Source organism: Allobosea sp. 2RAB26, from assembly GCF_052115465.1.
GTDB lineage: Bacteria > Pseudomonadota > Alphaproteobacteria > Rhizobiales > Beijerinckiaceae > Allobosea.
The window spans coordinates 356,263-382,115 of record NZ_JBFRGS010000004.1 but is presented as its reverse complement, the minus strand read 5'-3'; the positions used below and the strand labels follow the sequence as shown (position 1 = coordinate 382,115).

At 65.6% G+C, this 25,853-nt stretch carries 24 protein-coding genes; 11 read left to right on the top strand and 13 right to left on the bottom strand.

The genetic code is table 11. The features are described from left to right. Window positions 1-144 precede the first annotated feature (144 nt). The 6 genes from AB4118_RS09895 to chpT form a co-directional block, all read right to left on the bottom strand. Window positions 145-1,035, bottom strand: a complete 891-nt coding sequence (locus tag AB4118_RS09895; RefSeq protein ID WP_441489556.1) for a CheR family methyltransferase — start codon at window positions 1,033-1,035, stop codon at window positions 145-147. Beyond that, a complete protein-coding gene (gene cheB / locus AB4118_RS09890; protein ID WP_441489555.1) occupies window positions 1,032-2,150 on the bottom strand; it encodes a chemotaxis-specific protein-glutamate methyltransferase CheB in 1,119 nt (372 codons plus the stop codon). The genes AB4118_RS09895 and cheB overlap by 4 nt, the downstream gene beginning before the upstream one ends. Before the next feature lie 103 nt (window positions 2,151-2,253). After that, window positions 2,254-2,619, bottom strand: coding sequence for a response regulator (locus AB4118_RS09885; protein ID WP_043237911.1), 366 nt, complete (start codon window positions 2,617-2,619; stop codon window positions 2,254-2,256). 30 nt (window positions 2,620-2,649) lie between these two features. Continuing rightward, window positions 2,650-3,144 (bottom strand): chemotaxis protein CheW, encoded by a 495-nt coding sequence (locus AB4118_RS09880; RefSeq protein WP_441489554.1) that lies wholly within the window; start codon window positions 3,142-3,144, stop codon window positions 2,650-2,652. Further along, window positions 3,141-5,753: a hybrid sensor histidine kinase/response regulator gene (locus AB4118_RS09875; protein ID WP_441489553.1), complete on the bottom strand. Its 2,613-nt coding sequence runs from the start codon at window positions 5,751-5,753 to the stop codon at window positions 3,141-3,143. The genes AB4118_RS09880 and AB4118_RS09875 overlap by 4 nt, the downstream gene beginning before the upstream one ends. Before the next feature lie 115 nt (window positions 5,754-5,868). Continuing rightward, window positions 5,869-6,510, bottom strand: coding sequence for a histidine phosphotransferase ChpT (gene chpT, locus AB4118_RS09870; RefSeq protein WP_441489552.1), 642 nt, complete (start codon window positions 6,508-6,510; stop codon window positions 5,869-5,871). A 140-nt stretch (window positions 6,511-6,650) separates the two neighbouring features. Between chpT and AB4118_RS09865 the strand changes: the two genes are divergently transcribed. Beyond that, complete coding sequence (locus tag AB4118_RS09865) at window positions 6,651-7,514, top strand: 3'(2'),5'-bisphosphate nucleotidase CysQ family protein (protein WP_441489551.1); 864 nt, start codon at window positions 6,651-6,653, stop codon at window positions 7,512-7,514. A gap of 92 nt (window positions 7,515-7,606) precedes the next feature. On the opposite strand, the gene AB4118_RS09860 is transcribed toward AB4118_RS09865, so the two are convergent. Continuing rightward, window positions 7,607-8,125, bottom strand: coding sequence for a YHS domain-containing (seleno)protein (locus tag AB4118_RS09860; protein ID WP_441489550.1), 519 nt, complete (start codon window positions 8,123-8,125; stop codon window positions 7,607-7,609). 177 nt (window positions 8,126-8,302) lie between these two features. On the opposite strand from AB4118_RS09860, the gene AB4118_RS09855 reads away from it, so the two are divergent. From AB4118_RS09855 to AB4118_RS09840, 4 genes are all read left to right on the top strand, one after another. Continuing rightward, window positions 8,303-8,881, top strand: coding sequence for a DUF1134 domain-containing protein (locus AB4118_RS09855; protein ID WP_043237907.1), 579 nt, complete (start codon window positions 8,303-8,305; stop codon window positions 8,879-8,881). 86 nt (window positions 8,882-8,967) lie between these two features. Further along, entirely contained in the window at window positions 8,968-10,230 is a 1,263-nt protein-coding gene (locus tag AB4118_RS09850) for a coiled-coil domain-containing protein (RefSeq protein ID WP_441489549.1), read from the top strand. Between the two features lie 103 nt (window positions 10,231-10,333). Beyond that, window positions 10,334-11,272: a sugar kinase gene (locus tag AB4118_RS09845; RefSeq protein WP_441489548.1), complete on the top strand. Its 939-nt coding sequence runs from the start codon at window positions 10,334-10,336 to the stop codon at window positions 11,270-11,272. Between the two features lie 5 nt (window positions 11,273-11,277). Next, a complete protein-coding gene (locus AB4118_RS09840; RefSeq protein WP_441489547.1) occupies window positions 11,278-12,138 on the top strand; it encodes a TIGR01459 family HAD-type hydrolase in 861 nt (286 codons plus the stop codon). Window positions 12,139-12,145: 7 nt separating this feature from the next. Here AB4118_RS09840 and AB4118_RS09835 read toward each other — a convergent pair whose 3' ends face one another. Together AB4118_RS09835 and ribA are read right to left on the bottom strand one after the other, a co-directional pair. Next, a complete protein-coding gene (locus tag AB4118_RS09835; RefSeq protein ID WP_441489546.1) occupies window positions 12,146-14,512 on the bottom strand; it encodes a glycosyltransferase family protein in 2,367 nt (788 codons plus the stop codon). A 31-nt stretch (window positions 14,513-14,543) separates the two neighbouring features. Continuing rightward, window positions 14,544-15,686 carry a GTP cyclohydrolase II RibA gene (ribA, locus tag AB4118_RS09830; protein ID WP_441489545.1) on the bottom strand — a complete coding sequence of 381 codons (1,143 nt, stop codon included), beginning with the start codon at window positions 15,684-15,686 and terminating at the stop codon, window positions 14,544-14,546. 262 nt (window positions 15,687-15,948) lie between these two features. Here ribA and AB4118_RS09825 point away from each other — a divergent pair, with 262 nt between their 5' ends. Beyond that, a complete protein-coding gene (locus AB4118_RS09825; protein ID WP_441489544.1) occupies window positions 15,949-16,530 on the top strand; it encodes a cytochrome b in 582 nt (193 codons plus the stop codon). Between the two features lie 10 nt (window positions 16,531-16,540). Here the strand turns inward: AB4118_RS09825 and AB4118_RS09820 are convergent, their stop codons facing one another. The 4 genes from AB4118_RS09820 to AB4118_RS09805 all read right to left on the bottom strand — a co-directional run bounded on the left by AB4118_RS09820 (window position 16,541) and on the right by AB4118_RS09805 (window position 19,898). Then, a complete protein-coding gene (locus AB4118_RS09820) occupies window positions 16,541-17,380 on the bottom strand; it encodes an SAM-dependent methyltransferase (protein WP_441489543.1) in 840 nt (279 codons plus the stop codon). Next, entirely contained in the window at window positions 17,377-18,429 is a 1,053-nt protein-coding gene (locus AB4118_RS09815; protein WP_441489542.1) for a glycosyltransferase family 4 protein, read from the bottom strand. The genes AB4118_RS09820 and AB4118_RS09815 overlap by 4 nt, the downstream gene beginning before the upstream one ends. After that, entirely contained in the window at window positions 18,426-18,827 is a 402-nt protein-coding gene (locus tag AB4118_RS09810) for a 6-pyruvoyl trahydropterin synthase family protein (RefSeq protein WP_113510869.1), read from the bottom strand. Before AB4118_RS09810 ends, AB4118_RS09815 begins: the two co-directional genes overlap by 4 nt. A gap of 63 nt (window positions 18,828-18,890) precedes the next feature. After that, complete coding sequence (locus AB4118_RS09805; RefSeq protein WP_441489541.1) at window positions 18,891-19,898, bottom strand: zinc-dependent alcohol dehydrogenase; 1,008 nt, start codon at window positions 19,896-19,898, stop codon at window positions 18,891-18,893. A gap of 45 nt (window positions 19,899-19,943) precedes the next feature. Here AB4118_RS09805 and mdoH point away from each other — a divergent pair, with 45 nt between their 5' ends. The 5 genes from mdoH (at window position 19,944) to AB4118_RS09780 (ending at window position 25,831) form a co-directional block, all read left to right on the top strand. Then, on the top strand, window positions 19,944-21,764 hold the full coding sequence (gene mdoH, locus AB4118_RS09800) for a glucans biosynthesis glucosyltransferase MdoH (protein WP_441489540.1): 1,821 nt from the start codon (window positions 19,944-19,946) through the stop codon (window positions 21,762-21,764). Beyond that, window positions 21,761-22,519, top strand: coding sequence for an FkbM family methyltransferase (locus tag AB4118_RS09795; RefSeq protein ID WP_441489539.1), 759 nt, complete (start codon window positions 21,761-21,763; stop codon window positions 22,517-22,519). The genes mdoH and AB4118_RS09795 overlap by 4 nt, the downstream gene beginning before the upstream one ends. 369 nt (window positions 22,520-22,888) lie before the next feature. Next, on the top strand, window positions 22,889-23,869 hold the full coding sequence (locus tag AB4118_RS09790; protein ID WP_441489538.1) for a hypothetical protein: 981 nt from the start codon (window positions 22,889-22,891) through the stop codon (window positions 23,867-23,869). Window positions 23,870-24,043: 174 nt separating this feature from the next. Further along, window positions 24,044-24,823 carry a 2-oxo-tetronate isomerase gene (gene otnI, locus AB4118_RS09785; protein ID WP_441489537.1) on the top strand — a complete coding sequence of 260 codons (780 nt, stop codon included), beginning with the start codon at window positions 24,044-24,046 and terminating at the stop codon, window positions 24,821-24,823. A gap of 3 nt (window positions 24,824-24,826) precedes the next feature. Further along, window positions 24,827-25,831: a glucokinase gene (locus tag AB4118_RS09780; RefSeq protein WP_441489536.1), complete on the top strand. Its 1,005-nt coding sequence runs from the start codon at window positions 24,827-24,829 to the stop codon at window positions 25,829-25,831. Window positions 25,832-25,853 lie beyond the last annotated feature (22 nt).

The window sequence follows — 25,853 nt, the reverse complement described above, 5'->3', positions numbered from 1 at the left end:
CGGGACCCCGCCGAGAGGCGGGGTTTTTGTTTATGGCGGCAGCGGCCTAAAGCATCGGTCCGAAAGTCGATTGCGGTTTTCGGGCAAGCCGATGCAAACACAGAAGGTTCGATCATCGACCGGATAAGGTATCCAGTCCGATGATCAGAGGCGGGAGCCGGCCGTGGGCAGCGGACGCGGCCGGTCGAAGGGGTAGCCGAGACCGAGCGACTGAGCCTTGCCGGAGCGGCCGTCGCGGTAGAGGCCGCGATGCTGCTTGTCCGGAACGATGCTGGTGGTGATCCCGATCACCGTCTCTGCGGCGCCAAGCAGGAAGGCTCCGTCCGGGGCGAGCCGCTGGGCCAGTGCGGCCATCACCCGCGCCTTGGTCGGAACGTCAAAATAGATCAGCACGTTGCGGCAGAGGATCACGTCGAAGAGGCCGAAATGACCGCTCGAATCGAGCAGGTTATGCTGCCGCAGCGCGACCATCGCGCGAATCTGCTCCGAGATGCGCCACTTGTCGCCTTCCTGCCGGAAGTGCTTCAGCAGGAGTTGGATCGGCAGGCCGCGCTGGATCTCGAACTGGGTGTAGAGCCCGCCACGGGCGCGCTCCAGGACTTCGGCGGAGATGTCGGTTCCGACGATCTCGATCCTCCAGCCCGCCAGCTGCGCCGCCATCTCATCCAGGATCATGGCAAGGGAATAGGCTTCCTGTCCGGTCGAAACTGCGGCGCACCAGATCCGCAGGGAGCGGTGGGCCGCATTCGCAGCGAGTTTCTCGGGGAGGATCACATTGCGGAACAGATCGAATGGGGTCCGGTCGCGGAAGAACAGCGTCTCGTTGGTGGTCATCGCCTCGACGACGGCATTCTCCAGGCCGCGGTCGCCTTCGAGCCTGAGGCGCTGCACAAGCGGACCGAGCCCCGCGATATTTCGCTTTCGGCAGAGGATGCCGAGCCGGCTCTCGACGAGGTAGCGCTTCTCGGTGCTGAGGGAGAGACCCGAGCGCAGGTGCAGCAGCGTGCGCAGGAAGTCGAAATCGGCCTCCGTCATGCCGAGGATCCTCCACGCACCAGCGCACGAATGGCGGGGCCGATGCCGTCGAGCGCGACAACGGTGCTGGCATGGCGAGCGCGCACGACGGAGCCTGGCATGCCCCAGATCGTGCTCGATATTTCATCCTGTGCGATTACGGCGGCGCCGGCGCGGCGCAACGCGCCCGCGCCATCCGTGCCGTCACTGCCCATCCCGGTCATCACCAGGCCGAGCGCGGCCGGACCGAGGTGATTGGCAGCTTCGCTGAAGAGCACATCGACGGCGGGTCTGCAGAAGCGTACCGGCGGCCCGTCGCCGATGCTCGCGACGATATGGCCAAGCCTGCGATCGATGCCGAGATGGCGTCCTCCCGGCGCGATATAGACCGTGCCCCTGCTCAGTCTTTCGCCATCGAAAGGCTCGCGTGCCCTGACACCGATCTGTCCGGAGAGCTGTTCCGCGAAGGACGCCGTAAAAAGCGGAGGCATATGCTGGACGACAAGCGTCGTCAGGTCCTGGAGGCCATCGCCAATATCGGTGAGGACCTTGGCCACGGCGCGGGGGCCGCCTGTCGAGGCGCCGATGACGAGGTAGCGCGGCATCATCGAGATCAGCGGCCTGAGATCCATAATGCCGCTCGGCAGACCCGGCTCAGGCGGGACTTCGCTGAAAGGCAGCAACGCCTCGTGCGAGGACTGTGCGATGCTGCTGAGCTTGAGCAGGAATTCGCTCCGGAAATCCAGCGACAGCGTCATGCCGGCGCGACTTTCGGGCTTGGGCAGCACGTCCATGGCGCCCATGGTCATGCCCTGCAGGGCGAGCCGGGCATTGCGTTCCGTCAGCGTCGTGGCCAGCAGGACGGCAGTCTTCGGGCTCTCCCTGACGATCTGGGGCAGTGCTGCAAGACCGTCGAGGCCGGGCATGTCGAGGTCGAGGACCATGATATCCGGGTGGTAGCGCGTGGCATGCTCCACGGCCATCTCACCGTCGCCTGCCACCGCGACGACGTGAAACTGGCCGCTCTCGCCGAGCCAGCGTGCGAACAGCCCGCGCACGACGACGGAGTCGTCGGCGATGACGACGGTCTTCGGACGTATGGCTGTTCTGCCATGGCTGGATGAGCGAGGGCTCATCATTCGGCACGACCCCTGTGCGTCGAGTGCAGGGCTGGCTGGGTGGGCCACCAATGACCCGCCGAGAAATAGGCCGCGACGGCACGGGCCGCGGCGCGACGTGTCAAAGCAGGCCGACCTGATGGAATTTGGAGGCGACGATCTCCTTGTCGAACGGCTTCATGATGTATTCGTCGGCGCCGGCGTGCATGGCGCGCGCGATATGGGCAATGTCGTTCTCGGTCGTGCAGAAGACGACCTTGGGCCGTTTGCCGCCTGGCATCTGCCGCAGGGTGCGCAGGAAATCATAGCCGTCCATGATCGGCATGTTCCAATCCAGCAGCACAGCGTCCGGCATCTCGCCCTTGCAGGCATCGATCGCCCGGGCGCCGTCCTCGGCTTCTGCGATTCGGAACTGGAGACCCTCGAGAATGCGGCGTGCGACCTTGCGGATCACCGCTGAGTCATCGACGACGAGGCAATATTTCATGGTCATTCTCCAGAATGGGCGGGCCGCGGCTCAGGCAGCCAAAGGCAGGTCGATCTTCAGCACTGCGTCGATGTCGAGCACGACGAGAAGGCGGTCTTCGAGGCGGTGAACGCCGGCTGCCAGGGAGGCCCAGGCGCGGTCGAGATGGACCGGCGCGGGCTCCAGCGTGGAGTGATCGAGACGGATCACCTCGCCGACCGCGTCGACGATCAGCGCGTAGGCCTCTCCACCATGATCGATCCCCACCGCAACCAACTCCGTGGCTACGCCCAAAAGGGGCTCCCGGCCGAGCCGCTTGCGCAGGCAGAGTGCGGTCACCACGCGCCCGCGCAGGTTGAGCAGGCCGATGATTTCGGGCGGGGCCAGCGGCACCGGCGTGATGCGGCTGGTATTGAAGACGTCCTGCACGCGGCCGATCGGGAGCCCGAGCAACTGCTCGCCAATGGTCACGGTGACGTAGTCGAGGGATTCCGTGAAGCCCGTCGCGTCAGGGGCGGGACGTCCGTTGCTCTGCTTTGAGTTCATGCCGCCTGCCTCAGTCTGGAGCGGTTGTCCGCCAGCTCGGCGAGCAAGGCACGGCGATCGAATTTCGCAACGATGGCGTCCATGCGCGCCTGCGTTGCGAGTGCATAGAGCTCCGGGGTGGCGAAGGTCGTCATGCCGAGGATCCGGAATGCATCGCCGTCTTCGCCGTCACGCAGTTCGGCCGCAAAGCCGAGCGCTGCTTCGGTGTAGCGGTCGAGGTCGATCAACACGCCGTTGAGCCCGCCGGCGACGACATGCTGGCGGGCGCTGGCGATATCGGCGGCCAGTGTGACGCGAAGTCCTGCGGCCTTCAGGACGGGGGCCAGCATTTCGCGCAGGAATTCGGAAGGCTCGACCATCAGGACATGCGCGCTGCTGGACACGCCTTCGCGGCGGCTGGCCCGCAACCAGTTCGGATCGCCCTTGGGCAGGTAGTGCGCCAGATCGAGGATCTCGGTGGCGCGCCCCCTGATGATCGCCGACCCGACGGCACCCTGGTCGAGCATGGCCTGCAACTCGACATCGAGAACCTCGTCAACGATGTCGACGATCGCGTCGACGGCGAGGCCCATGGTCAGCTCGCCTTCCGCGATGATGACGAGTGCCTGCAGGCCCTTGCTCTTCACCTGTGTTTCGCCGACGGGGATGATCGGCATCAGACGGCCGCGATAGTTCAACAGCACGCGCCCGCCGCTGATCTCGAACCGCTCTGCCTCGACCTCTTCCAGGCGTGTGACGAGCGAGAGCGGCACGGCTTTCAGGCTGTCGGCACCGGCGCGAAACACCAGCATGGTCGTTCGCTCACCGACAGGGGAGTGGCCGCTGGCCGCGTTCTGCTCGGGGGCATCGGCAGAGGTCGTCGCTCCGACGAGGCTGGCGACGCCATTGGGGTCGACGATCAACACGACCGCGCCATCGCCTAGGATGGTGTTGCCGGAGAAGATCGGGATGTGACGCAGCTTCGTCGACATCGGTTTGACGACGATTTCCTCGGTGTGGAACACGGTGTCGACCAGAATGCCGAACTGACGTTCGCCGATCTGTGTCACCACGATGAACCCGTCATCTGCTGCCGCGGGACCGGCGTTCAGCAATCCGGCAAGTGCGATGATCGGCAGCAATCGGCCACGCAGCCGCAGGACAGGTGTGCCGTTGATCTGCTCGATGCGGTGATCGGCCCCGGCCTTCACGCGGACGAGCTCGCGCACGACGATCTGGGGGATGGCGAAGCGCTGTTCGCCGCAGGCCACGATGAGGGCTGCGACGATAGCGAGGGTGAGCGGGATCTTGATGGTCAATGTGGTGCCGGCACCCACCGTGCTGGCGATGTCGATCAACCCACCAATGGCGTCGATATTAGACTTGACCACGTCCATGCCAACGCCGCGCCCGGAGATCGCGGTGACATTCTCCGCGGTCGAGAAACCGGGATGAAATATCAGGCGGCTGAGCTGCGCTTCGCTCATGCGCTCGATCTCGCCCTCATGGGCAAGACCTTGCTGCAGTGCCTTGCGGCGAATGCGCTCGAAGTCGAGGCCGCGCCCATCGTCCGAGATGGAGATGGTGACCGAGCCGCCCTCGTGATAGGCGGCGAGGCGAATGGTGCCGTGGGCCGGTTTGCCAGCGGCGACACGGTCGGCAGGTGGCTCGATCGCGTGATCGGCGCAGTTGCGCACCATATGGATCAAGGGGTCCTTGATCAGGTCGAGGATCTGCCGGTCGAGCTCGGTATCGGCGCCTTCGGTGACGAGCTCGATGCGCTTTCCGAGTTCGCCGCTGAGGTCGCGCACGATGCGCGGCAGCTTCGACCAGGCATTGCCGATCGGCTGCATGCGGGTCTTCATCACCCCGTCCTGCAGTTCGGCGGTGATCAGGGACAGACGCTGGAGCGGCGCCTTGAGCGCGGCGTCATCCTGGCGACGCGAGATTTCGAGCAACTGGTTGCGGGTCAGCACGAGCTCCGAGACCATCGTCATCAGATGCTCGATCGTGTCGACATTGACGCGAAGGCTCGCCGGACCCGCCGAGCGGCTCTCGCGGGGGGAGGTGTCTTCGGCGGCAGCGTCGTGGCGGGCCGCGCTTTCGATGCGCCCGTCCGGTCCGCGCTGCGGTCCGGGTGCGCTCTGGAAGACGAGGTCGAGGCCGTCATCGGTCGCGGACAGAGCGTGCCGGGCCAGGTAGGCGGCGACCGGATCCGATAGGTTGACCGAAGGGGACTGTGCCAGCTCCTTCTTGGCCTGGTCGGCCAGCGCCTGCAATTCGCGGATCAGGACCTCGTCGCTGCCGGTTGGCTCCTGGCCCTTGTCGGCCAGCTCCGCCATGATCTCCTTGATGCGGTCGATGGTTTCCAGAATCGCGGTCACCGCGATCGCGTTCACGGTTGCGCCGTCGCGGAACTGGCCCATCACGGATTCTGCCGCATGCGTCAGGGCTTCGAGGCGCGGCAGGCCAATGAACCCGCACGTGCCCTTCACGGTATGAACCAACCGGAAGATGTTGCGCAGGATATCGCGATTATTGGGTTCCTGCTCGAAGCGCACGAGCTCCCTGTCGACGGTGTCGAGATGCTCGCCAGTCTCGCCAAGGAACTCTTGGAGCAATTCGTCCATGCCGAAGACCATTACCCACGCAACAATGCAGCGCCCATCTATGCAGCGGAAGGGTTTATGATCGGTTGAGACAGGACTGAAAGCGCGATGTTCCTGCGCTCTCGGCCGAAATGGCTCAGTCCGCCTTGTCGGCCGTGATCGTCACGGTGTCGCCGTCGATGGCGAAAGCGACCCTCATATTGGCCGCGCGGGCGACCATGCCGGCGTAAAGCGGCTGCACGGCGTGGGCGTCGATCGTGCCTGTCTCGGAGCGGCCGGCGAGCAGTTCCTCGACATGGGCCGGAATGCGGGCATGGGAACCGGTGGCGGTGATATGGAAGCTGCCCTGTTCGCCCTCCAGGGTGGTGCGGGCGACGAGGCGTCCGCCGCGCGGCACCGCCTGCGTCGCGAGGATCAGCAGGTTGAGCACGAGCTTGACCTGATTCTTCGGCAGCAACGCGCGCGGGGCCTCCCAGTCGAGCGAGAGCTTGTCATCGTTCAGGAAGCCATTCGCGACCGTGCCGGCATCGCCGAGGTCGATCATCGCGCCTGCCGATCCCGCCGCGCCGAAGGCAAGCCGGGCGAATTGCAGGCGGGCGGACGCGCTGCGCGCGCTCTTCTTGATCAGCTCGAGTGCGAAATCGCGCATCGAGGGATCGTCTTCCTCCAAAACCTCGAGCGCGTTGACGATGGCGCCGACCGGGCTGATCACGTCATGGCAGACCCGGCTGCAAAGAAGCGCAGCCAGATCGAGCGGCTCGAGCGAGATGTCGGTCATGGCAGATGTCCTGGGAACAGCGTTTCGGGGCGCGCTCATGGCAAATGAAGCGCCGATACGATAAGGTATGAGGCGATCTTGGTTTGCATGTGGTTAACTGTGTTTTGGCCAGCAGAACAGCGAATGGGCGCCCAATCCGCATGATAGCGCCCGATGATCCGCTCCTTTCCGACCGCAATGCGCTGGCTGAGAAGCTGGCCGAGGCGGCGCGCCTCAGTGGCGCGGTGCTTTTGGCCATGCGCGCGGCAAGGGATGTGCGGAGCAAGGCGGACGGTTCGCCCGTCTGTTCCGCTGACCTCGCCGCCGATCACGCTGCGAAGGCGGCCCTCGCGCGGCTGCTGCCGGATTTCCCCGTGATCAGCGAAGAGAGTGTCGAATCCGCTCAGCCTGCCCCCGTTTTCATCCTGCTCGACCCGCTGGACGGCACGCGTGAATTCCTGGCGGCTGGTGGCAGCTACTGTGTCGCGATCGCCATCATCAGCGGCACGCGGCCGATCGCGGGGGCGATCGCCGCGCCGGAGATCGGGCGGCTCTGGTTTGCGGGGGAAGATGCTTTTGCGCAGGCCATCGCGCCGGATGGCTCAACGCTCGGTGCGGCGCAACGCATCGTCGCCCGCCCCACTCCGGCGACCGGTCCGGTCGTGCTGGTGAGCCGCTTTCACGGAGACGCGCTCAGCAGCAGCGTTCTCAGCGCGATGTGCAAGAGTGAACAGATGCCGATGTCCTCGGCGGTGAAATTCGGCCTGATCGCCAGTGGCGAGGCCGATCTTCATGTCCGCGGAGGAACAACGATGGAATGGGATATTGCCGCCGGCGACGCGATTTTGACCGCAGCTGGCGGTGTCGTCCGGCAGCTCGACGGCAATGTGCTGCGCTATGGCGGCGCCGAGCGGCACTATCGCAACCCGTCCTTCGTGGCGGCCAGCAATGAGGGATTGGCCGGGCGCGCGATCGCACTTGCGAAGGAACTGACGCCTGTCGGCCAGACGGGTACCGTAGGTTAGATCACAGGACCGGATAATCGTATCCGGTCTCCTAACCTTCCAGGGTGCATCGGCTTGTCCGAAAACCGCAATTCGTTTTTCGGGCCGACGCTTCAGCGAGCGATCTGCTGGCTGACGCGCTGCCAGTTGGATTCCGCAAGCTGGCGCAGGGAGGTTTCCTGGGTGAACCGGCGCCTGTTCTCTTCGCTTCGGAAGAGGAAGAGCCGCGAATCAATGATCGCGAAGCGACGCGGGTCGGTCTCGACGGCACGTCCATCGGCGACCGCGAGCGGGTCGAAACCTGCAAAGGCCGGCTCGTAGACATCGGGCGAATCACGAAAGGCTTCGAGGTTGCTGGCCGTGCTGAAGCGCCAGACTGCGCCGTCATAGATCAGCTCATAGTCCGGGCGACCGGAAACCGCGCGACCTTCTGCGTGATAGGCAACGGGGTCGTAGCCGCGCAATGCCAGCCCGGAACGGATCTCGCGCTGCATTTCCTCGCCAATTGCAGGCAATTCCGGAAGGCCATGGGGCAGCGCCGCCGGCTGGGCCAGCACCGGCTGGACCGCGATGGCAAGGGCGAGGACGCCGACCGCAATCGAAATCCAGCGCTGCCATTTTACGGCCTTCATCACAGATTCCTTTGCTGGGTGACGGCGGGGAAGCACCTTCGCGCAATCTTCACGGGTTGGATACTCTTGGGGCGTATCAAACTGGTTACTGAATTGTCGCGCATTCGCGTGATGCCGTGCCCCGCCACGCATCCGGCCACCCGGCCGGGATGCGACGCCTAGCCCGGAGTTTCCTCAATGGATCTCACTCGCCGTTCTCTTCTGGCCGGTGCGGTTGTCTCGGCCACCCTTGGCCTGAGCAGCCTGCCGGTCCTGGCACAGCGCCAGAATCCGCAGTCCTTTTCCCAGACCGAGCTCGTCAGCTCCGGTCATCAATTCTTTGGCAATGTCTCGCGCGGACTTGCGCTGACGATCGAGGAGGCGGTCCGGCGCTGGGGCGAACCCAATGGCTATGTTCTCGGCCAAGAGGCGTCCGGTGCCTTCGTCGGTGGCCTCCGCTTCGGCGAGGGCACGCTGTTCACGCGCAATGCCGGCGATCGTAAAGTGTTCTGGCAGGGCCCGTCCGTCGGCTTCGACTTCGGCGGAGAAGGCGCCCGCACCATGATGCTGGTCTACAACCTGCCGGTCGTCGATGCGCTCTATCAGCGCTTCGTCGGCATTGACGGCTCGGTCTACTTTGTCGGCGGCTTCGGCTTCACTGCAATGGCAGCGGAGGGCGTGACGCTGGTGCCGATCCGGACCGGCGTCGGCTGGCGGCTCGGCGTCAATCTCGGCTATCTCAAGTTCACGCCGCAGGCGACCTGGAACCCGTTCTGACCGGGAGGGCTCGTTTTGCTGGCCATGGCGCTGTTGTCATGGCAGGGTTTCGTTCTTGGAATCGTTCCTGATCGGAGCCCGGTGAATTGATCGAAGCCGTCATGCTCGTCACGCTCGGCTTCCTGACAGCCATTCTGCTGGCGCTGGCGGCATTGCCGGCGCTTGCCCGACGGGCCGACCGCCTGGCTCGCAGGCGGGCAGAGGCGGCGTTCCCGCTCTCGCTGGCGGAGATCGCAGCCGATCGAGACCATCTGCGGGCGGAACTGGCGATGCAGGCGCGGGCTCTCGAGCAACGGGCGGAAAGCGGGTTCGCTGCAAGGGCTGGGGCGATGGAAGAGCTCGGCCGCCGCGACATGGCGATCGGGCGGCTCGAACGGGAGCTCGGTGCCCGCGAAGAACGCATCAGCGGGCTCGAGGGCGATCTGGCGGCCACGCGCACCGATCTCTCCGAAACCCGCGACGCGCTGGCCAGGGAAATCGCAGCGGCGGCGCTGGCCAGTGGTACGATCGAACAGCGGATCCATGATCTAGGTGCATTGGAGCACAGCCTGAACGAGGCCAGGCTTGCGTTACGTGGCACTGGCTCCGATCTCGATGCACGCACCGGAGAGTTGGCAGAATTGCGCGCGACGCTCGAGCAGACCCAGACACTGCTTGCGGAGCGTGAGGCCGAGCTCGCGCAATCCCGCCAGGAAGGCGATGCTCATCGCGTTGCGCAGGTCGAAGGCCGCACGCGCATCATGGTAATCGAGGGAGAGCGCGGCGAACTCGCAGCCCAATTGGCGGCGAGCCGGCGCGCCGTCGATCAGGTGACGGCCGCGCTCAAGGCGATGACGACCGATCGGGATAGCGAAAGACTGCGCGCCGACGCCCTGGCCGCACGCGCGGTACAAGCCGAGGCAGGCCTTGCGGCGGCGGATTCCGGCGCAGTTGAGGTCGCTGCGGAGGCTGGTCGTCTCGCGGCGCTCGCCCGCAAGGTCGAGGAGGAGCGCGACCAGCAGGTGCGGATGAAGCAGGAACTCGAAGTGGAGTTGGCGCAGGAGAAATCCATGAACGCGTCCAGAAAACAGCGGGCCGCCGAAGAGGTCGCGCAGGCCCAGAACGAGTTGCGGGCTCGGGATGCCCGGTTTGAAACCGAGCATGCGGAAGCGCAGACCCTGCACGGGGCACTGGCTCAGGTGCGAGCCGAGCTTGCGCGCACCAAGCAGGAACTGTCCCAGTTGCGACGCGAGGCGAAGCCCGTCGATGATCCGGCTGCGCGGAGCGACAATGCCGCCCTGCGGCAGGAGATTGTGCGGATCGCCGATCAGCTCCTGGCGCCGCCGCCGAGCCGGGAAGCGGCGGAATAGCTCGCAATCCCGCGGAAAACCGTTTCCACCTTGGGCGCTTGATGCTTTAGGAAGGCGCGCAGGCTTTTCGCCGCGTCCAACAGCTCTGGCCTGAGACGGTGCCGTGACGGATAAGACACTCGATATTCTCTGCATCGGCGAGCCGCTGGGCGAGTTCAATGCGACCCGCGGCGAAGCCGGTTCGTTCCGCTTCGGACATGGCGGGGACACCTCGAATTGCGCGATCGCCGCGGCGCGGCAGGGTGCCAGCGTCGCCTATGCCGGCGCTTTGGGGGATGACAGCGCAGGCCGCTCCTTCCGTGAGCTCTGGGCCAGGGAAAACGTCGATGACAGCCATGTCACGACCCATCCGACCGCGCCGACCGGGCTCTATTTCGTCGATCACGGACCGAACGGGCACGTGTTCTCGTATCTGCGTGCGGGGTCGGCCGCGAGCCTCTGCGGACCGCGCGACCTGCCGCTCGACTTGGTTCGGTCGGCCAAGGTGGTGCAGGCATCGGGGATCAGCCAGGCGATTTCGGCAAGTGCCTGCGATGCGGTATTCGAGGCCTTTGCCGCGGCTCGTGCGAGCGGCGTCACCACGGCCTACGATACCAACCTGAGGCTGAAGCTCTGGCCGCTGACCCGGGCGCGAGCGATCATCCATGCGGCCTGCGCCATGGCCGATATCGTGCTGCCAGGCTTTGACGACGCGACCCAGTTGACCGGCCTGAGCGAGCCAGATGCGATCGCGGATTTCTATCTCGGCCTTGGCGCAAGGATTGTCGCGCTCACGCTGGGCCACGAGGGCTCGCTGGTTGCGACGCCGGAGCGGCGTCAGCGCTTCGTGCCGATCAAGGTCGACGCGATCGATGCGACCGGAGCCGGCGACTGCTATGACGGCGCCTTCCTCGCAGAATATGTGCGCACGGGCGATCCCTTTGTCGCTGCCGCCTACGCCAATGTCGCGGCGGCACTTTCCACGCTGGGTTATGGCGCAGTCGCGCCGCTGCCAAAGCGCGCCGATGTCGAGGCGCGGATGGCCGTTGAGGCAAGGGCTTGATTGAGATGAACGTTCCGATCCTGAGCCAGGCCGGCGATCTGCTCGCCGGCTATGACGTGCTCATCAGCGATGTCTGGGGCGTCGTGCATGACGGTGTCTGGGCCCTCGAACCCGCTTGCGATGCGTTGATCAAGTTCCGGCAGCGTGGCGGGGCAGTCGTGCTGCTCTCGAATGCGCCCGGTCCCTCTGAGCAGATTGCCGGCGTTCTCGACGACAAGCGCGTTCCGCGCGAGGTCTGGGATCGGCTGGTGACCTCCGGCGATGTGACCAAGGCGCTCATCGCAGCGAGCCCGACACGGAAGATCTATCATATCGGCTGGCAGGCGGACCGGGCCGTGTTTGCGGGCCTCGATGTCAGTCTCGTCGACGAAGCGGAGGCGGAGCTCGTCGTTGCGACGGAGCTGAACGACTATCAGCGCGAGACACCAGAGGATTACCGTCCGCTGCTGACGCGCTTGGCGGCGCGCAAACTTCCCTTCATTTGCGGCAATCCTGATCTCGTCGTGCATGTCGGCGAGGATCTGCTGCCCTGCGCCGGAGCGCTTGCGACGATTTACGAGGAACTTGGCGGTTCGGTCGCCTGGGCCGGCAAGCCGCATCGTCCGGCCTATGACCTGGCGCTTGCTGCGGCCCGGGAGGCTCGGGGCGGCCGGGCGATCGAAACCGACAAGGTTCTGGTGATCGGCGATGCGGTGCGGACCGATCTCGCTGGGGCTCGCATGATGGGCTTCGACAGCCTCTTCGTCGCCGGCGGCATCCATCGCGAAGAGACGATCCTGGATGGAGAGGTCGACCCGGCCGGTGTCACCCGCGTCCTGGCCGGGCAACCGGCCATGCCTGTCGCGGCCATGGCCGCGCTCGCCTGAGCGCGCTTCAGACCGGAGGCGCCCGCTGCGCCTTCAGCCAGGCTCCGATATCGGCGTAGAGTCCCTCGAAGGGGCGGAAGACGAAGCGGATCTTCGATCGGCCTGGCGGCACAGCGACCGCCCGGAACAGGACATTGGCGCGAAGCAGCTGAGCTGGTTTGCCGTCGATTTCGACCTGCCACCAGTGATGCCAGACATCATTGAGCACGACATAGCCGCCGCGCGGTGAATCCGCCTCGAGAGCGACTTCGGTGGTGCCGTAATCGACGATGCGGACCGAGCCGGGCTGAACCGGCCCGGCGGGCACGGGCGGCGGGGCCCTCTCCAGCAGGACCGTGGTTCTCGGGTCGAAACCTGCCGGCCATTGGCCGCTTGCCAGGATCGCGCCGAAATCGGCCCGCTCGGCCTTCTCGACAAGCAGCACGCGCGGCAAGGCGCGCGGGTTCTCGTAGACATAGGCATCACGCGTCCTGGCGATCTGAACGAGGTCGCCAGGCTTCAGGGTCTTGTCGATCTGTTCGACGGGGACGCCGGTCGCGATGAAACGCAGGCCGAGCATGTCGGCGAGCAGTGAGCGGTAACCCGGCATCAGCGGCGAGAACGTGCGTTGGTCCGGCAAGGCGACATGGTCGCCCGCGCCCGTGGCCTTGCTGTAGAGACCGAGCCTGAGGGGATTGTAGCCGAGCGTATTGTCGAGTTGATGGACGAGACTGGCGTTGGGCCAGTGGAAATCGATGCCCGCGAGCTCGATGCGGTCGCGGCGGTCCGGCGCGGCGGTGCGGGCCGTCTCACGCTTGAGCAGAGCAATCGTCTCGTTCGTGCTGTCGGCGCGCAGGACGTCATAATTCTGCGAGGGTAGGGCGGTGGATTCGCTCGGACCGTTGTTGACGGAGAGATCCACCGTCAGCGTCGCCGCCAGCAAGGCAGCGGCCGCCAGCGTTGCCCCTCTCAGCGCGAGCCCGCGTGCTGCAACCAACGCGCCCGTGCTCAAGAGGGCGCAGAGCAGCGCCGTGACGAGCGGGATCGTCGCGACACCGACACGTCCGACGGTCCAGGCGAGCCAGAGGGCAAGCCCAAGGGCGCCGGCCAGGAGCGCGGCCTCGACGAGCACCTGCCAGAGCCGCGTCCGTGGCGCCGTGTCGGTCATGACGAGATGGGTCAGATAGCCGCCGAGGATCGCAAGCAGCGCCCCCAGGATGAAGAGCGCGTCGGCAGGCCGCCGGTAGAAGCTCACGCCGGGCAGCGCCTCGAAGATCAGCCGGAAACCGGGTGTGTAGCGACCGAGTGCGTAGACCAGCACCAGCAGCGCTGCGATGGCGAGCGCGATGATCTCACGCCGCAGCAGCGCGCCACGCACCAGTCCGACGGTCAGGATCAGCAGCATCGGCAGGAAGCCGAGATAGAGCTCGCCCATGTTGCGGGCGAGATAGAGATCGAGCGGTCCGAACCGCTGTTCCCAGGCAGGACTCGGCGGCCCCCAGAAGTTCTCGAGCGGCCCTGCCGCGCCATAAAGATTGGCGATCAGCCCGGTGAGCAGGGATGCAGGGTGCAACGAACCCTTTCCGGCACCGATGAGATCGATGGCGGGACGGTTCGATTCCTGGGCCAGGAAGGCGGTGAGCAGGATCGGAACGGTCGCGACGAGGATGGCGCCGAGCGACCCGGCGAGGAGCGGGAGGATGCTTGCGCGCACGGCCCGCAGCGGTCTGTCGGCCATGGCAATGGCGGCGATCACCAGCCCGGCCAGGACATAGACGCCGAGCAATGCGACCTGATCGCGGCCAAGCACCATGAAGCCGGCCACGATGCCCGCTGCCAAGCCGTAGATCAGCGAGCTGCGTTCAAGCGCACGCGACAGCAGCAATAGCGTTATGGCGAAGTAGCCGAGACTGAGCACCTGCCCGATATGTTGGATGCGCCAGGCTGCCGAGGCGCCGAAGGCGAAGGCGAGAGCTGCAACGACGGCACCGGCCGGATGCCAGTTGCGATCTCGAAACAGCAGCACAACCGCGAGGGCGCCCGCCAGCAAGGTGCCGAGCACTGCGCCGTCGCTCCAGCGAAAGCTCGGCGCCGGATTGAAGATCGCGATCAGCGCGAAGGGGGGTGAAAAGATCAGGGATTGCGGGTCGGCGACCTGGGGCGATCCGGCAAAGACATAGGGCGTCCAGAACGGAGAAAGGCCGCGGTTCAGCGCCGTCGCCAGGAATTGCAGCTGTGGGTGAAAATGCGCTTTTGCATCCCAGGGAATGGTGACGATTCCCGAAAGCCAGGGCCAGGACAGGGCCAGCCAGGCGCAGAATACGATGCAGAACACGCTGGCCAGCGGCCAGCGTGTCGAGGGAACCGGAGGGGGGGCGGTGCCGGGCTCGGACATCAGTGAGCTCTGCCCGAAGCTGCAGCCTCGATCAATCCGTCGGGGCGGCGCGAGCCATCAACGCGTCCATGTCGATGAAGTGACCGGCACGGTCCCGCTTGGAGGCGAGATAGCGGACGTTGTGGACGTTCGGCCGGCCGAGGACGCGCTGGGTTGCGGCGACCTCGAGGCCCGCCGCCTTGATCGCGCCGATCTTGAGCGGGTTGTTGGTCAAGGCGGTGACGCTCGTCACGCCAAGCTGCTTCAGCATCGTGGCGGCAAAATCGAAATGGCGCTGGTCGAGGTCGAAGCCGAGCACTTCGTCTGCGTCATAGGTATCCCAGCCCTGACTCTGCAGGCGGTAGGCGCGCATCTTGTTGGAGATGCCGTTGCCACGGCCTTCCTGGTCCAGATAGAGCAGAATGCCACCCTCGTTCTCTGCCATCCACTGCACGGTCTCGCGCAACTGGTCGCCGCAGTCGCATTTCAGCGAACCGAAGAGATCGCCCGTCAGGCAGGCCGAATGCAGGCGCACGGGCACGGCCGCGTCGAGATCCGGCTTGCCGACGATGATCGCAACCTGATCGCGCAGGCCCTCGCCGCCGCGGAAGACGACGAACTCGGTCTCCGGCGCACCTTCCAGCGGCACCGGCGCCCGCCCGACGATCGCCAGCGATGCGACCTGCTCGCCCCGGTAGGCGTTGATCGCTTGAATGGTGACCTCGACCAGCGGCTCGCCGGCGATCTCGTCAGCTGCGACCGGAACAAGGATCGTCGCTGGCAAAACCAGCGAAAGCCTGGCGAGCTCGATCGCGGCTTCGTCGAGCGGACCGGCTGGCGCAACGGGCGCATCGACCTTGGCGTCGATCTTCAAGGCAAGGGTTTCGATCCGAGCAAGATCGAGCGTCGGCATCGCCAGGATGCCGGTCTCGCTCCGGCCCTTGGCTCCGAGCCTGCGCAAACGCGCTGCGCTGAGAATGAGGTGCGCTCGGCCGCGGGCAAGTTCGTCTAGACGCTGAGCCAGATCAGCGTCCGCGAGCTCCGCGGACAGGGCCAGAGCCATATTGACGCCATCGCGCAAGAGCACCGGTCGGGCGGCGCGGAATTCGGCGATCGCACGATCGACCGTCACGAGGCTGGTTTCTTGCGAGCGGCCGAAGAGCGTACGCGACCGAGACATCGGCGACTTGGGCATCGAACTGTCCGTCAGATTGCACCGGCGAGCGGCGGAGGAATGTTTATTCTACGATCAGGAAATCGCTAGGGATGCGCGACTGACCCCGGTTTCGAAACGTTCCCGGGGGCAGACGGTTCCCGTTGCCAAAACCCTCACGTCGGCTGAACTTAGCAGCCATCCAATCTGTTGCCGCCAGCTGTATAGGAAGGTGAGATTGAACGCGAGATGAATGGGCGAAGGTAGCAGCATACCCAATCACAGGAAGCCATGGGAGAGCAGGGTGATCAGTCACGACGCCAAGGCCGCCAAATCGGGCATGGGAGAGATCTACAGCCCGGTCGCGCGGGGTTTCCACTGGCTGATCGTTGCGCTCGTCCTCGTGATGATTCCGCTTGGCCTGGCGATGACCTATCGCGGCAAGACCCTCGATATCTGGGATGCACTGACCAACTCTCTCTACAGCGCGCATAAGCTGATCGGCTTCACGCTGCTCTGGCTGATGGCCGGGCGACTGGCTTATCGCCTGCTGCATGGCGCCCCGCCCGACGAGCCGACCCTGCTGTGGTGGCACAAGGCCGGTTCGCATCTGGTGCATTGGCTGCTCTACGGCCTGCTGCTCATCGTGCCGATCCTGGGCTGGATCGGTGTGTCGCTCTTTCCAGCGCTGACGATCTTCGATCTGTTCGATCTACCGGCACTTGCTGCGCCGAACGAGGATATGGCGAAGAAGGTGCTCAATATCCACGGGTGGCTGGCGCTCGGCATGGCCCTGCTGATCGCAGCGCATATCGCAGCCGTGATCTATCACCGTTTCATCCGTAAAGACGGCGTGTTGCGGCGGATGTGGCCGGAATCGCGCTAGCCGACCCGCTTCAGACGGGCCGGGCCCAGAGGTCCTGATGGCCGACGAGCCCGGACACGGTCGCGCGCTTGGCCTCCAGCCAGTCTGCGACCGTGGCGGGGTCGACATGGCCGGTTTCGGTGACCGCCTCGGCGATGCCCTTGGTCAGGGCCTCCGCCAATTCGCGCTGGCTCTCATCGATCAACCACGGACTTTCGCCGGTGGAAACCGCGAAGCCGGATTTGCGGAAAGCCTCGGCCATTGCCTCCGTAGCATCCGGTCCAGCGGCTGGACCAAAGCCCTTGTCGCTGTGCTGATGATGGTGGAAGGCCGCCAGGACCCTGGCGTCGGCGTCATGTTTCGGCTGCCACTGCTCGCGGCCGTCATAGGTCAGCACCGTGTAGAGCGGGACGTTCTGGCTCACGAGTGCGGCGACGAAGCGTTCGAGCCATCGCTTCGAGGTGAGGTCGAACAGGGCGGCGGCGGTCACCAGATCGGGCTGCCAGCCCAGGACCCATTCGAGATCCTTGTTCAGGTCCGCCTCGCGGGTATCGACGGTGATCGTCTTGCCGCCCTTGCTCAGAACGAGTTCCTCGCCCTGCTCGCGGACGTCATCGGCCCAGGCCGCGAGGCGCTCGCGAGCGACGCCAAGCAGGCGCTCATCGAAATCGACGAGCGTCCAGTGCTGACGGGCGGGGAGCGCGGAATAGGTACCGCGTAGGTTGGAGCCTGCGCCACAGCCGAGATCGACGATGGTGAGCGATGGGCGGCTGGAGAAATGGGCGCCAACGGCTGCAAGCAATTGCGGGTTGCGTGCCGCGTGATCGGCCGGCTCGCGCAGGGCCAGCCAGTCTGGAGAAAAGCCGCTCATGCAAACACCTTTCGGCAGGTCTCGGCGACGATCGTCGCGGTGTCTTGCCAGCGAGGCAATGTCTCGGCCGCGGCCCAGGAGGCATCGGCGAGGCGCTTTCTGCCAGTCGGTTGAGCCAGAAGCTCGCTCAACGCCCGGGTCAATGCGCCGGCATCGCCGGGAGCAACCTTGATGGCGGCGGCGTCCGGCACTGTTTCAGCTGCTGCGCCGCCGGTGGTGCACAGGATCGGCAGGCCTCGCGCCATCGCTTCGGTCAGCACCATGCCATATCCCTCGAAGAGGGAGGGCATCACGAAAGTGTCGGCCTTGTCATAAGCCTGCGCCAGCTCGGCCTCGCCGACGGCCCCCGCCAGCGTGATCCGGTCTTGAAGCCCGGAAGACGCGATCTGTGCCTTGAGCGCGAGCGTTGTCGCGGGTGCACGGTCGGCTGCGCCGATGATCGTGAGCCGCCAGGCAAGGCCCTGCAGCGGGCGCAAGGCCTCGACCAGGATGTCGTAGCCTTTGCGCGGGACGAGGGACCCGACCGCGAGCAGTTGCAGCGGCTCGTCCGGGCGCCCGCCGGCAGCACGCGGTGCCCGATCGACGCCGGGTTCCGCCACTGCGATGCGCCCGGTGGGGACTCCGAAATCGGAGACCAGAAGGCGCTTGGTCGCCGGACTCGTGACGATGATGGCGCTCGCATGACGCAGGGCGGCGGTTTCGCGCGCAATCAGCGCTCGGGCCTGCTCCGTTTCAAGTCCGGTTTCGAAGCCGAGGGGGTGGTGCACCAGCGCGACCACGCGACCGGCCAGGCCGGCTGCGATGTTTTCCGGAAAGGCTCCATAGGCCAATCCGTCGATCAGCAGGACGTGATCGGAAGGCTGTGACAGAAACAGCCGCCGGGTCTCGTCGAGATCCTGCGGCGTCGGGTTTGGGAAGGAACCGGGCAGGGGGAGATACCGCGCCGCGACGCCGTTCGCGCGCCATTCCCGCAGGAGGCGACGATCATAGCCGTAGCCGCCCGTAGGCAGGTCGATCTCGCCGGGGATCGCGAAGACGATCTCGCTCACGCGAGGGCGCCCTCATAGCTGGCGCGGGCGAGGTCGGTCTCATGTAAGGTGACGCGGATGCGGGACAGCCCGGCGCCGTCCTCGCCGAGGGCCCCCGACTTCGCGGCTCCAGCGATCGCGTCGAAGATGTATTTGCAGAGGAATTCTGTGGTGGTGAGCACGCCGGAAAACTGCGGCAGCGTATCGAGGTTCTGATAGTTCAACGGCTTCAGCGTCTTGTTCAGCACGTCGAGCGCGGCGCCGATATCGACCACGACATTCTGGCGCGTAAGCCGCTCGCGGAAGAAGGCGACATCGACCACGAAAGTTGCGCCGTGCATGTTCTGCGCCGGGCCGAAGAACGGATCGGGCAGCGAGTGGCCGATCATGATGCGGTCGCGGACTTCGACGGAAAACATGTGCAACTCCCTTGAGCCGGCGCGTCGGCAGGCTCCTGTCTTGGCCAACGCGCCTGTGTCAGGTCAATAGCGCAGCACTGCCGCAAGCCCGCGCCAATCTGCTGACAGCACGCCGGGAAGCTGCGCCGGAGCGTCGGCGAAGAGGATTTCCTGCGTGATCAGCCCGTCCAGACGTTCGTCGGCGAGGAGGGCCATCGCGGCCTGGGCGCGCCTGGCGTAGTCCCATCGGGAACGGCGCGAAGGTGAGACCTGCCCAACCTGCGAGGAGACGATCTGCAATCGCTTGGAATGGAAGGCGCCGCCGAGCGGGGCGGGCACAACGCCCTCGCCATACCAGCTCAGCTCGACGATGCGGGCCTCGAAACCGGCCGCTGCTATCGCCGTGGCAAGCCCTGGCGCCGAGGCGCTGGCATGGAAGACGAGATCGGCGTTCTCGGGGGCGGCGCCGGGCCGGGCGAAACCGAAGCCGAGCTGTTCCGCCAGCGTCGCGCGGCCGGGGTCGATATCGACCAGGGTCACATCGGCACCGGGCATCCGCGCCGCAATCCAGGCAACCAGCAGGCCGAGCACGCCGCCGCCGACGACGACGATGCGGTCGCTGGGACCTGATGCGGCATCCCAATGCGCGTTCAGCGCTGTTTCCATATTGGCGGCGAGCACCGCGCGGCGAGCAGGAACGGCATCGGGCACAACCGTTAGGCGTTCGCGCGGCGCCACGAAATGGCTCTGATGCGGATGGAGGCAGAACACCGTCTTGCCAATGATATCGGCCGGCCCGTCTTCAACCAGCCCGACGGCACAATAGCCATATCTGACCGGGAACGGGAACGCTCCTTCCTGGAAGGGCGCGCGCATGCGCTCGTGCTCGGACGGCGGCACGCGCCCCTCGAATACCAGGCGCTCGGTGCCACGGCTGATGCCGCTCCAGAGCGTGCGAACAAGGCAATCACCCGGTCCCACCGGGGGCACCGTAACGGTGTTCAGGGCGCATTCACGCGGCGCCACATACCAGAGGCCCATCGCCGTCGAACTTGCGCCGGCTGCGAATGCCGGCTTTAGCTCCTGCGCCATGTTGAGCAGACCCTCGCCTTGCACCATCGCATGACGGAAACCGCCATGAACCAGCGCCCCGCTCCGACCACGTTCCAGCCGGCGGCGCAAGAGGCAGGCGATGCGCTGCCGGGGCTAACCCCCGCCGGGCTGCAGACGATCGGCGTGCTGCGGGCCCGCCGACTGCTGGTTCTCGTGCTCAATCTCGTCACGCTCGCCGGCCTTCTCTTCGGGGTGTCGCGGGTGCTGGGAGCGGGCGGCTGGACGCTTGCCGATATGGTGATCTTCGTCGCCTTCCTGTTCGGCGCTCCCTGGACCGTGCTCGGCTTCTGGAATGCTGCAATCGGGCTCTGGCTGCTGCATGGCGTCGAGGACGGGCGCGAGCAGGTTGCGCCGTTCGCCGCTGACGGCGATGTCGCGACACCGTTGGCGGTTCGCACTGCAGTCTTGATGACCCTTCGCAACGAGGACCCCGCGCGGGCCTTCCGTCGCCTGCGCGTGGTCAAGCAAAGCCTTGACGCGACAGGGCAGGGCGGCTGGTACGACTATTTCGTGCTCTCCGACAGCAATGATCCTCGTGTCGCCGCTGCGGAGGAGGCGCTCGCCGAGGGGTGGGCGAGCGAGCTCGGCGAGAGCGGCCGGGTGACCTATCGCCGCCGGACCGACAATGCCGGCTTCAAGGCCGGCAATGTCCGTGAATTCTGCGAGCGCTGGGGCGATCGCTACGAGTTGATGCTGCCGCTCGACGCCGACAGCGTGATGTCGGGCGAGGCGATCGTCAGGCTGACCCGCATGATGCAGGCCCATCCGCGGCTCGGCATCGTGCAGAGCCTTGTCGTCGGCATGCCGAGCAGGTCGGCCTTCGCTCGGATCTTCCAATTCGGCATGCGTCACGGCATGCGCCCTTACACGATGGGCTCGGCCTGGTGGATCGGCGAGTGCGGGCCCTTCTGGGGGCACAACGCCATGGTGCGGATCGCGCCCTTCCGCGATGAATGCCATCTGCCCGTGCTGCCTGGCGGCCCGCCGCTGGGCGGGGCGGTGATGAGCCATGATCAGGTCGAGGCGACCCTGATGCGCCGCGCCGGCTATGAGGTGCGCGTGCTGCCGGAGGAGATGGGAAGCTGGGAGGAGAACCCCCCGACCATGCTCGAATTCGCCAAGCGCGATCTGCGCTGGTGCCTGGGCAACCTGCAATATCTCAAGCTGCTCGATCTGCCGGGCCTGAAGCCGATGAGCCGCTTCCAGCTCGTCTGGGCGATCCTGATGTTCCTCGGCCTGCCCGCCTGGACGCTGATGATCGCGTTACTGCCCTGGAAGGTGCTCGAGGATGGCAATATCGCCGGATACCCGGCGGGGCTCGCGGCTTTCCTCTACGTGATGTTCTTCACGATGTATCTCTCGCCCAAGCTGGCGGGCTTTGCCGATATCCTGCTGACCAGAGGAGGCACGAAGCGTTACGGCGGCACGGGCCGTTTCATCGCCTCGTCGCTGATCGAGATCGTCTTTGCCTTCCTGCAGGGAGCGGTCTCGACCTTCCGCACGACGCTGTTCATGATCGGCCTATCCTTCGGGCGAGCGAAGATCGGCTGGAACGGCCAGTCGCGCGACGCACACGCGTTGTCCTTTGCGACGGCATTCGCAGGTTTGTGGCCGCATCTGCTTTTCGGGCTCTATATCTTCGTTACGCTCGCCATCCTGTCGCCGACGGTACTGCTCTGGTCGCTGCCGCTGACTGCCGGCTATGTGCTGGCGATTCCCTTTGCCATGCTGACCGCCGCACCGGCGCTGGGCGAATGGTTCGTCGCCCGCGGCCTCTGCGGTATCCCTGAGGATTTCGATGCTCCGGCCGAACTTGTCGCCATCCAGGCGGAGACGCACGCGTGACGGGGGTGGCCTATCCCAAGGGTACGGCCAAGGCGATTGCGCGCTCGCTCAGGGTCTATCATCGTGATCGCCAACGCCACGCGGCAATGGATGCGCTCTATGCAAGTTTCCTGAAGCCCGGCGATCTCGCTTTCGATATCGGAGCCCATGTCGGCGACCGGATTTCCTCCTTCCGTCGGCTCGGTGCGCGGGTTGTTGCGCTGGAGCCGCAACCCGGCCCGGCGCGCGCCATTCGCCTCATTCACGGTCGGGATCCGAATGTCACTCTGGTACAGGCCGCCTGCGGCGACCGGGCCGGTACTGTGACGCTCAGGATCAACAGTGCGAATCCGACCGTCTCGACCGTCTCCGAGCAGTTCGTCGGTGCCGCCCGCGGCGCCGAGGGCTGGGCAGACCAGGTCTGGGATCGCCAGATCACGGTGCCTTGCACGACGCTCGATGCTCTGATCTCGCGCTATGGCGAGCCCGCCTTCATCAAGATCGATGTCGAGGGTTTCGAGGCCAATGTCCTTGCCGGGCTCTCGCGGCGGGTGCCGGTGATCTCGTTCGAGTTCACCACGATCCAGCGCGATGTCGCTGAGGGCTGCCTCGCGCTGCTCGAGACTATGGGGCCGTACCGCTTCAACGTTGCACTCGGTGAAAGCCAGTTCCTTGAACTCTCCGAGGAGGCCAGCGCCGAAGCAATGGGCGGCTACCTGCGTGATTTGCCGCATTCGGCGAACTCTGGCGATGTCTACGCTATCCTGCAGGGCTGAGCAGCGGGCATCGTCGCATTGCTCAAACTGCCGGCCCCCCGCCGGACCAGCACCGCTGCCGCAAGGAGACGAGCGGGCCCGGATGCCTGCCCTTCGTCGCCGCCAGGACGCCGAGGACGGAGTGGACCAGCCCGATGAGGAGCATCAGGGCTCCGGCCAGCAGAAGTTGTATTTCCACGCGTTCCCCGATGGCGCGAGTCAGCCGTGAACCACTGCCTGTCATCGGTTGAAACGACCGCCTGCTGAGCCTCCGTCTCTGCAGGCGCATGCTTTCATCGACTGCCCGCACGCCCTAAGAGGGAACCAGCCAGCTTGCATTCATCAGGCCTTCGCCATGCTGGCGTCGAAAGCCGTTTTCGAAGGATGGTCATGTTCAGCCTCGCCCGCCCAATCGCTCTCTCGCTCTCTCTCCTGCTTCTCGCCGCGCCGGTGCACGCTGCGGGCGATGTCGCTGTCGAGGTGAAGAACGAGTCGGAGCCGGTGCTTTGCGCCGAGAAGGACAACGTCACGATCAAGGCGATCTCGCCTGAAGTGCGGCGGTTCCAGATCGAGGCGGCACATCCGGCCTATATCGCCGGGCTGGTCCGCGATAACTGGGACGCAGACTGGACCGCCTGCGATATGACCGGCGACCCCGTCTTCACCGCGCCGACACCGCCGCGCCGGGTCACCTTCTACGAGAGCATCGATTATTGGCTCGTCGGTTACACCTTCCCGACCTTCTGGCGGCCGTCGGACACCACTTTCAAGGTTGGAGACCGGGTCGAGAAGGGCCTGCACCTCGTGCAGCTCTGGAAGCTCGGCAAGGACAAATCCTATGAAGTCCTCGTAGTCTATCCGCAGGACGGCTACTGGCGCGCCCGGCCGATGCCGCCGCAACATCTCGGCTTCTCCTCCTACGGCTCATCCTTCCTGTTCGGACCGATCGAACAGGATGGCGCACGGCCGGTGGTGAACATCAAGGAGATCGAGTTCGACCCGAAGACGACCTCCTTCAAGATGAACTTCAAGGATGGCTCGGCTGCGACGCTCAAGCTCGACAGCGTCGACGAGAACCGCATGGTGCTGGATGCCGTGCTCGACAAGCCGGTTACCGGCGGCAAGGCCTTTGTGGCGCTGCGCTCGATGTACGTCACCGAGTTCAACAACGACGTCGCCCGCATCGCCATACGCGAGCCCGGAGCCAAGGGCTGGCGCGAGGAACTGCTGATGCCCTTCAGCGGCGGCAAGGCGAGCGATATCTGGATGGGCCGCACGACCCACTCGCGTCACAATACCTCTTCGCCGGACATGGTCTTCCGCAATTTCTCCAGGGATCCGAACCCGCCGGTGGCGCCTGCCAAGAAATAGCAGCGCTCCCGCGCTCCCTCGCGATGTCGCCGAGGCTTGCTGGTCATCCGGGCTGACTTCGCGACGAGGAGGCTGATCTCCCATCGGAACGCAAAGCGCCTCTGTTGCGTTCTCACATGACGCAGGGCGTGCGGCCCGATAGGTTGGCGCGCGTATCGTTTGCCTGAGGATGCCATGCCGCGTTTTGCCGCCAATCTGTCGATGATGTTCAACGAGTGGGAGTTCCTCGACCGCTTCAAGGCGGCCGCGGAAGCTGGCTTCGAGGCCGTGGAGTTCCTGTTCCCCTATGAACACCCGGTCGAGCAGGTGAGCCTTGCGCTCGCGGGGGCTGAACTCGAGCAGGCGCTGTTCAATCTGCCGCCGGGCGACTGGGTCAAGGGCGAGCGCGGCATGGCCGCCATTCCGGGCCGGGAGGGGGAATTCCGCGCCTCCGTCGAAACCGCGTTGACCTATGCGCATGCCACCGGAGTCAAGCGCCTGCATATGATGGCGGGACATGCCGATCCCGGGGATCCCGCAGCCCAGGCGGCGTATCGTGTCTCGCTCGCCTATGCCGCTGACAAGCTCGCCGAGCATGGCATCGATCTGCTGCTCGAGCCGATCAACGGCAAGGATATGCCGGGCTATTTTCTCAATGATTTCGATGCGGCCGCGGCTTATGTCCGCGAGTCCGGGCGGCCCAATGTCAGGCTGCAGTTCGATATGTATCACTGTGAGCTGATCCACGGCGACGTCTCGGGCAAGCTCAAGGCGCTCTATCCGCTGGTCGGCCATGTCCAGATCGCCAGCGCCAATGGCCGCCATGAACCGGACGCGCTCGGCCCGGATTATCCGCGTTTGTTCGCTGAACTCGACGGTCTCGGCTATACTGGCTTTGTCGGCTGCGAGTACCGGCCAAGGGCCGGGACGCTCGAGGGGCTAGGCTGGTTCTCCGACTGGAAAAAGCAGGCCTGAGCGATGCGCGCCGAGCCCTTTGCCTACCCGGTCCTCGTTGCTGATATTGGCGGGACCAATTCCCGCCTTTCGCTCGTGCAGCACGCCGGCGCACGGCCTGAGCCGCTGGCGCGTATCCAGACTGGCAGTTATCCGACACCAGATGCAGCGCTGGCCTCGGTTCTGGCATCTCTCGATCCACGCCCTCGCTCGGCGGTTCTTGCGGTTGCAGGGCCGCTCGATGGACGTACTGCCCAGCTGACCAATGCCAATTGGCATTTCGACGGGCCTGGCATGGCCGCCGAGCTTGGGCTGGTGCAGGGGCTGCTGGTGAATGATTTCGAGGCGCTCGCCGCCTCGCTCGCTGTCTTGAAGCCGCAGGACATGGTCACCTTGGTGCCGGGGCAGCCCGAGGCGGAGGGAGTGCGCCTCGTGCTCGGACCCGGGACCGGCTTTGGTGCGGCAGCTCTGGTCAGCCGGAATGGCAGGGGCGCATTGATCCCGACCGAGGCCGGGCATATCGGCGTCGGGCCCGAGGATCAGGCGGAGGAGAAGATCTGGCCGGCGCTGGCGGCCGGTCTGCCGCGCGTCACGGTCGAGGCGCTCTTGAGCGGTGATGGCCTGGTGCGCCTGCATCGCGCCATCGCCAGCGAAACAGGCATGGAGGAGGCGCGGGTCAGCGCCGCTGATGTGACGACACTGGCGCTCGACGGCAACCCTGCCGCGCTGATGGCGGTCATCCGCTTCTGGCGCTTACTGGCGCGTGTTGCCGGCGATCTCGCCCTTATCTTCAAGGCGACCGGTGGCGTCTATATCGCCGGCGGAATCGTGCCGCGCCTCCTGCCGCTCGCGGGGAATGCCGCGCTTCATGCCATGTTCAATGGCAAGCCGCCGATGGAGGAACTTGCGGCGCGCTTCGCCCTGCACGTCATCACGGCACCGGACGCTGCCGAGCAGGGGCTTGCAGCCATTGCGGAATCTCCGGCCCGCTTTGGTCTCGACGACAAAGCCCGATTGTGGTTTCCGTGAACGGCGGGTAGCAGCTACGCTT

Coding starts and splice junctions, on each gene's coding strand:
- AB4118_RS09895 (WP_441489556.1), bottom strand. CDS start 1,035: ATGACGGAGGCCGATTTCGACTTCCTGCGCACGCTGCTGCACCTGCGC.
- cheB (WP_441489555.1), bottom strand. CDS start 2,150: ATGAGCCCTCGCTCATCCAGCCATGGCAGAACAGCCATACGTCCGAAG.
- AB4118_RS09885 (WP_043237911.1), bottom strand. CDS start 2,619: ATGAAATATTGCCTCGTCGTCGATGACTCAGCGGTGATCCGCAAGGTC.
- AB4118_RS09880 (WP_441489554.1), bottom strand. CDS start 3,144: ATGAACTCAAAGCAGAGCAACGGACGTCCCGCCCCTGACGCGACGGGC.
- AB4118_RS09875 (WP_441489553.1), bottom strand. CDS start 5,753: ATGGACGAATTGCTCCAAGAGTTCCTTGGCGAGACTGGCGAGCATCTC.
- chpT (WP_441489552.1), bottom strand. CDS start 6,510: ATGACCGACATCTCGCTCGAGCCGCTCGATCTGGCTGCGCTTCTTTGC.
- AB4118_RS09865 (WP_441489551.1), top strand. CDS start 6,651: ATGATAGCGCCCGATGATCCGCTCCTTTCCGACCGCAATGCGCTGGCT.
- AB4118_RS09860 (WP_441489550.1), bottom strand. CDS start 8,125: ATGAAGGCCGTAAAATGGCAGCGCTGGATTTCGATTGCGGTCGGCGTC.
- AB4118_RS09855 (WP_043237907.1), top strand. CDS start 8,303: ATGGATCTCACTCGCCGTTCTCTTCTGGCCGGTGCGGTTGTCTCGGCC.
- AB4118_RS09840 (WP_441489547.1), top strand. CDS start 11,278: ATGAACGTTCCGATCCTGAGCCAGGCCGGCGATCTGCTCGCCGGCTAT.
- AB4118_RS09835 (WP_441489546.1), bottom strand. CDS start 14,512: ATGTCCGAGCCCGGCACCGCCCCCCCTCCGGTTCCCTCGACACGCTGG.
- ribA (WP_441489545.1), bottom strand. CDS start 15,686: ATGCCCAAGTCGCCGATGTCTCGGTCGCGTACGCTCTTCGGCCGCTCG.
- AB4118_RS09820 (WP_441489543.1), bottom strand. CDS start 17,380: ATGAGCGGCTTTTCTCCAGACTGGCTGGCCCTGCGCGAGCCGGCCGAT.
- AB4118_RS09810 (WP_113510869.1), bottom strand. CDS start 18,827: ATGTTTTCCGTCGAAGTCCGCGACCGCATCATGATCGGCCACTCGCTG.
- AB4118_RS09805 (WP_441489541.1), bottom strand. CDS start 19,898: ATGGCGCAGGAGCTAAAGCCGGCATTCGCAGCCGGCGCAAGTTCGACG.
- mdoH (WP_441489540.1), top strand. CDS start 19,944: ATGAACCAGCGCCCCGCTCCGACCACGTTCCAGCCGGCGGCGCAAGAG.
- AB4118_RS09790 (WP_441489538.1), top strand. CDS start 22,889: ATGTTCAGCCTCGCCCGCCCAATCGCTCTCTCGCTCTCTCTCCTGCTT.
- otnI (WP_441489537.1), top strand. CDS start 24,044: ATGCCGCGTTTTGCCGCCAATCTGTCGATGATGTTCAACGAGTGGGAG.
- AB4118_RS09780 (WP_441489536.1), top strand. CDS start 24,827: ATGCGCGCCGAGCCCTTTGCCTACCCGGTCCTCGTTGCTGATATTGGC.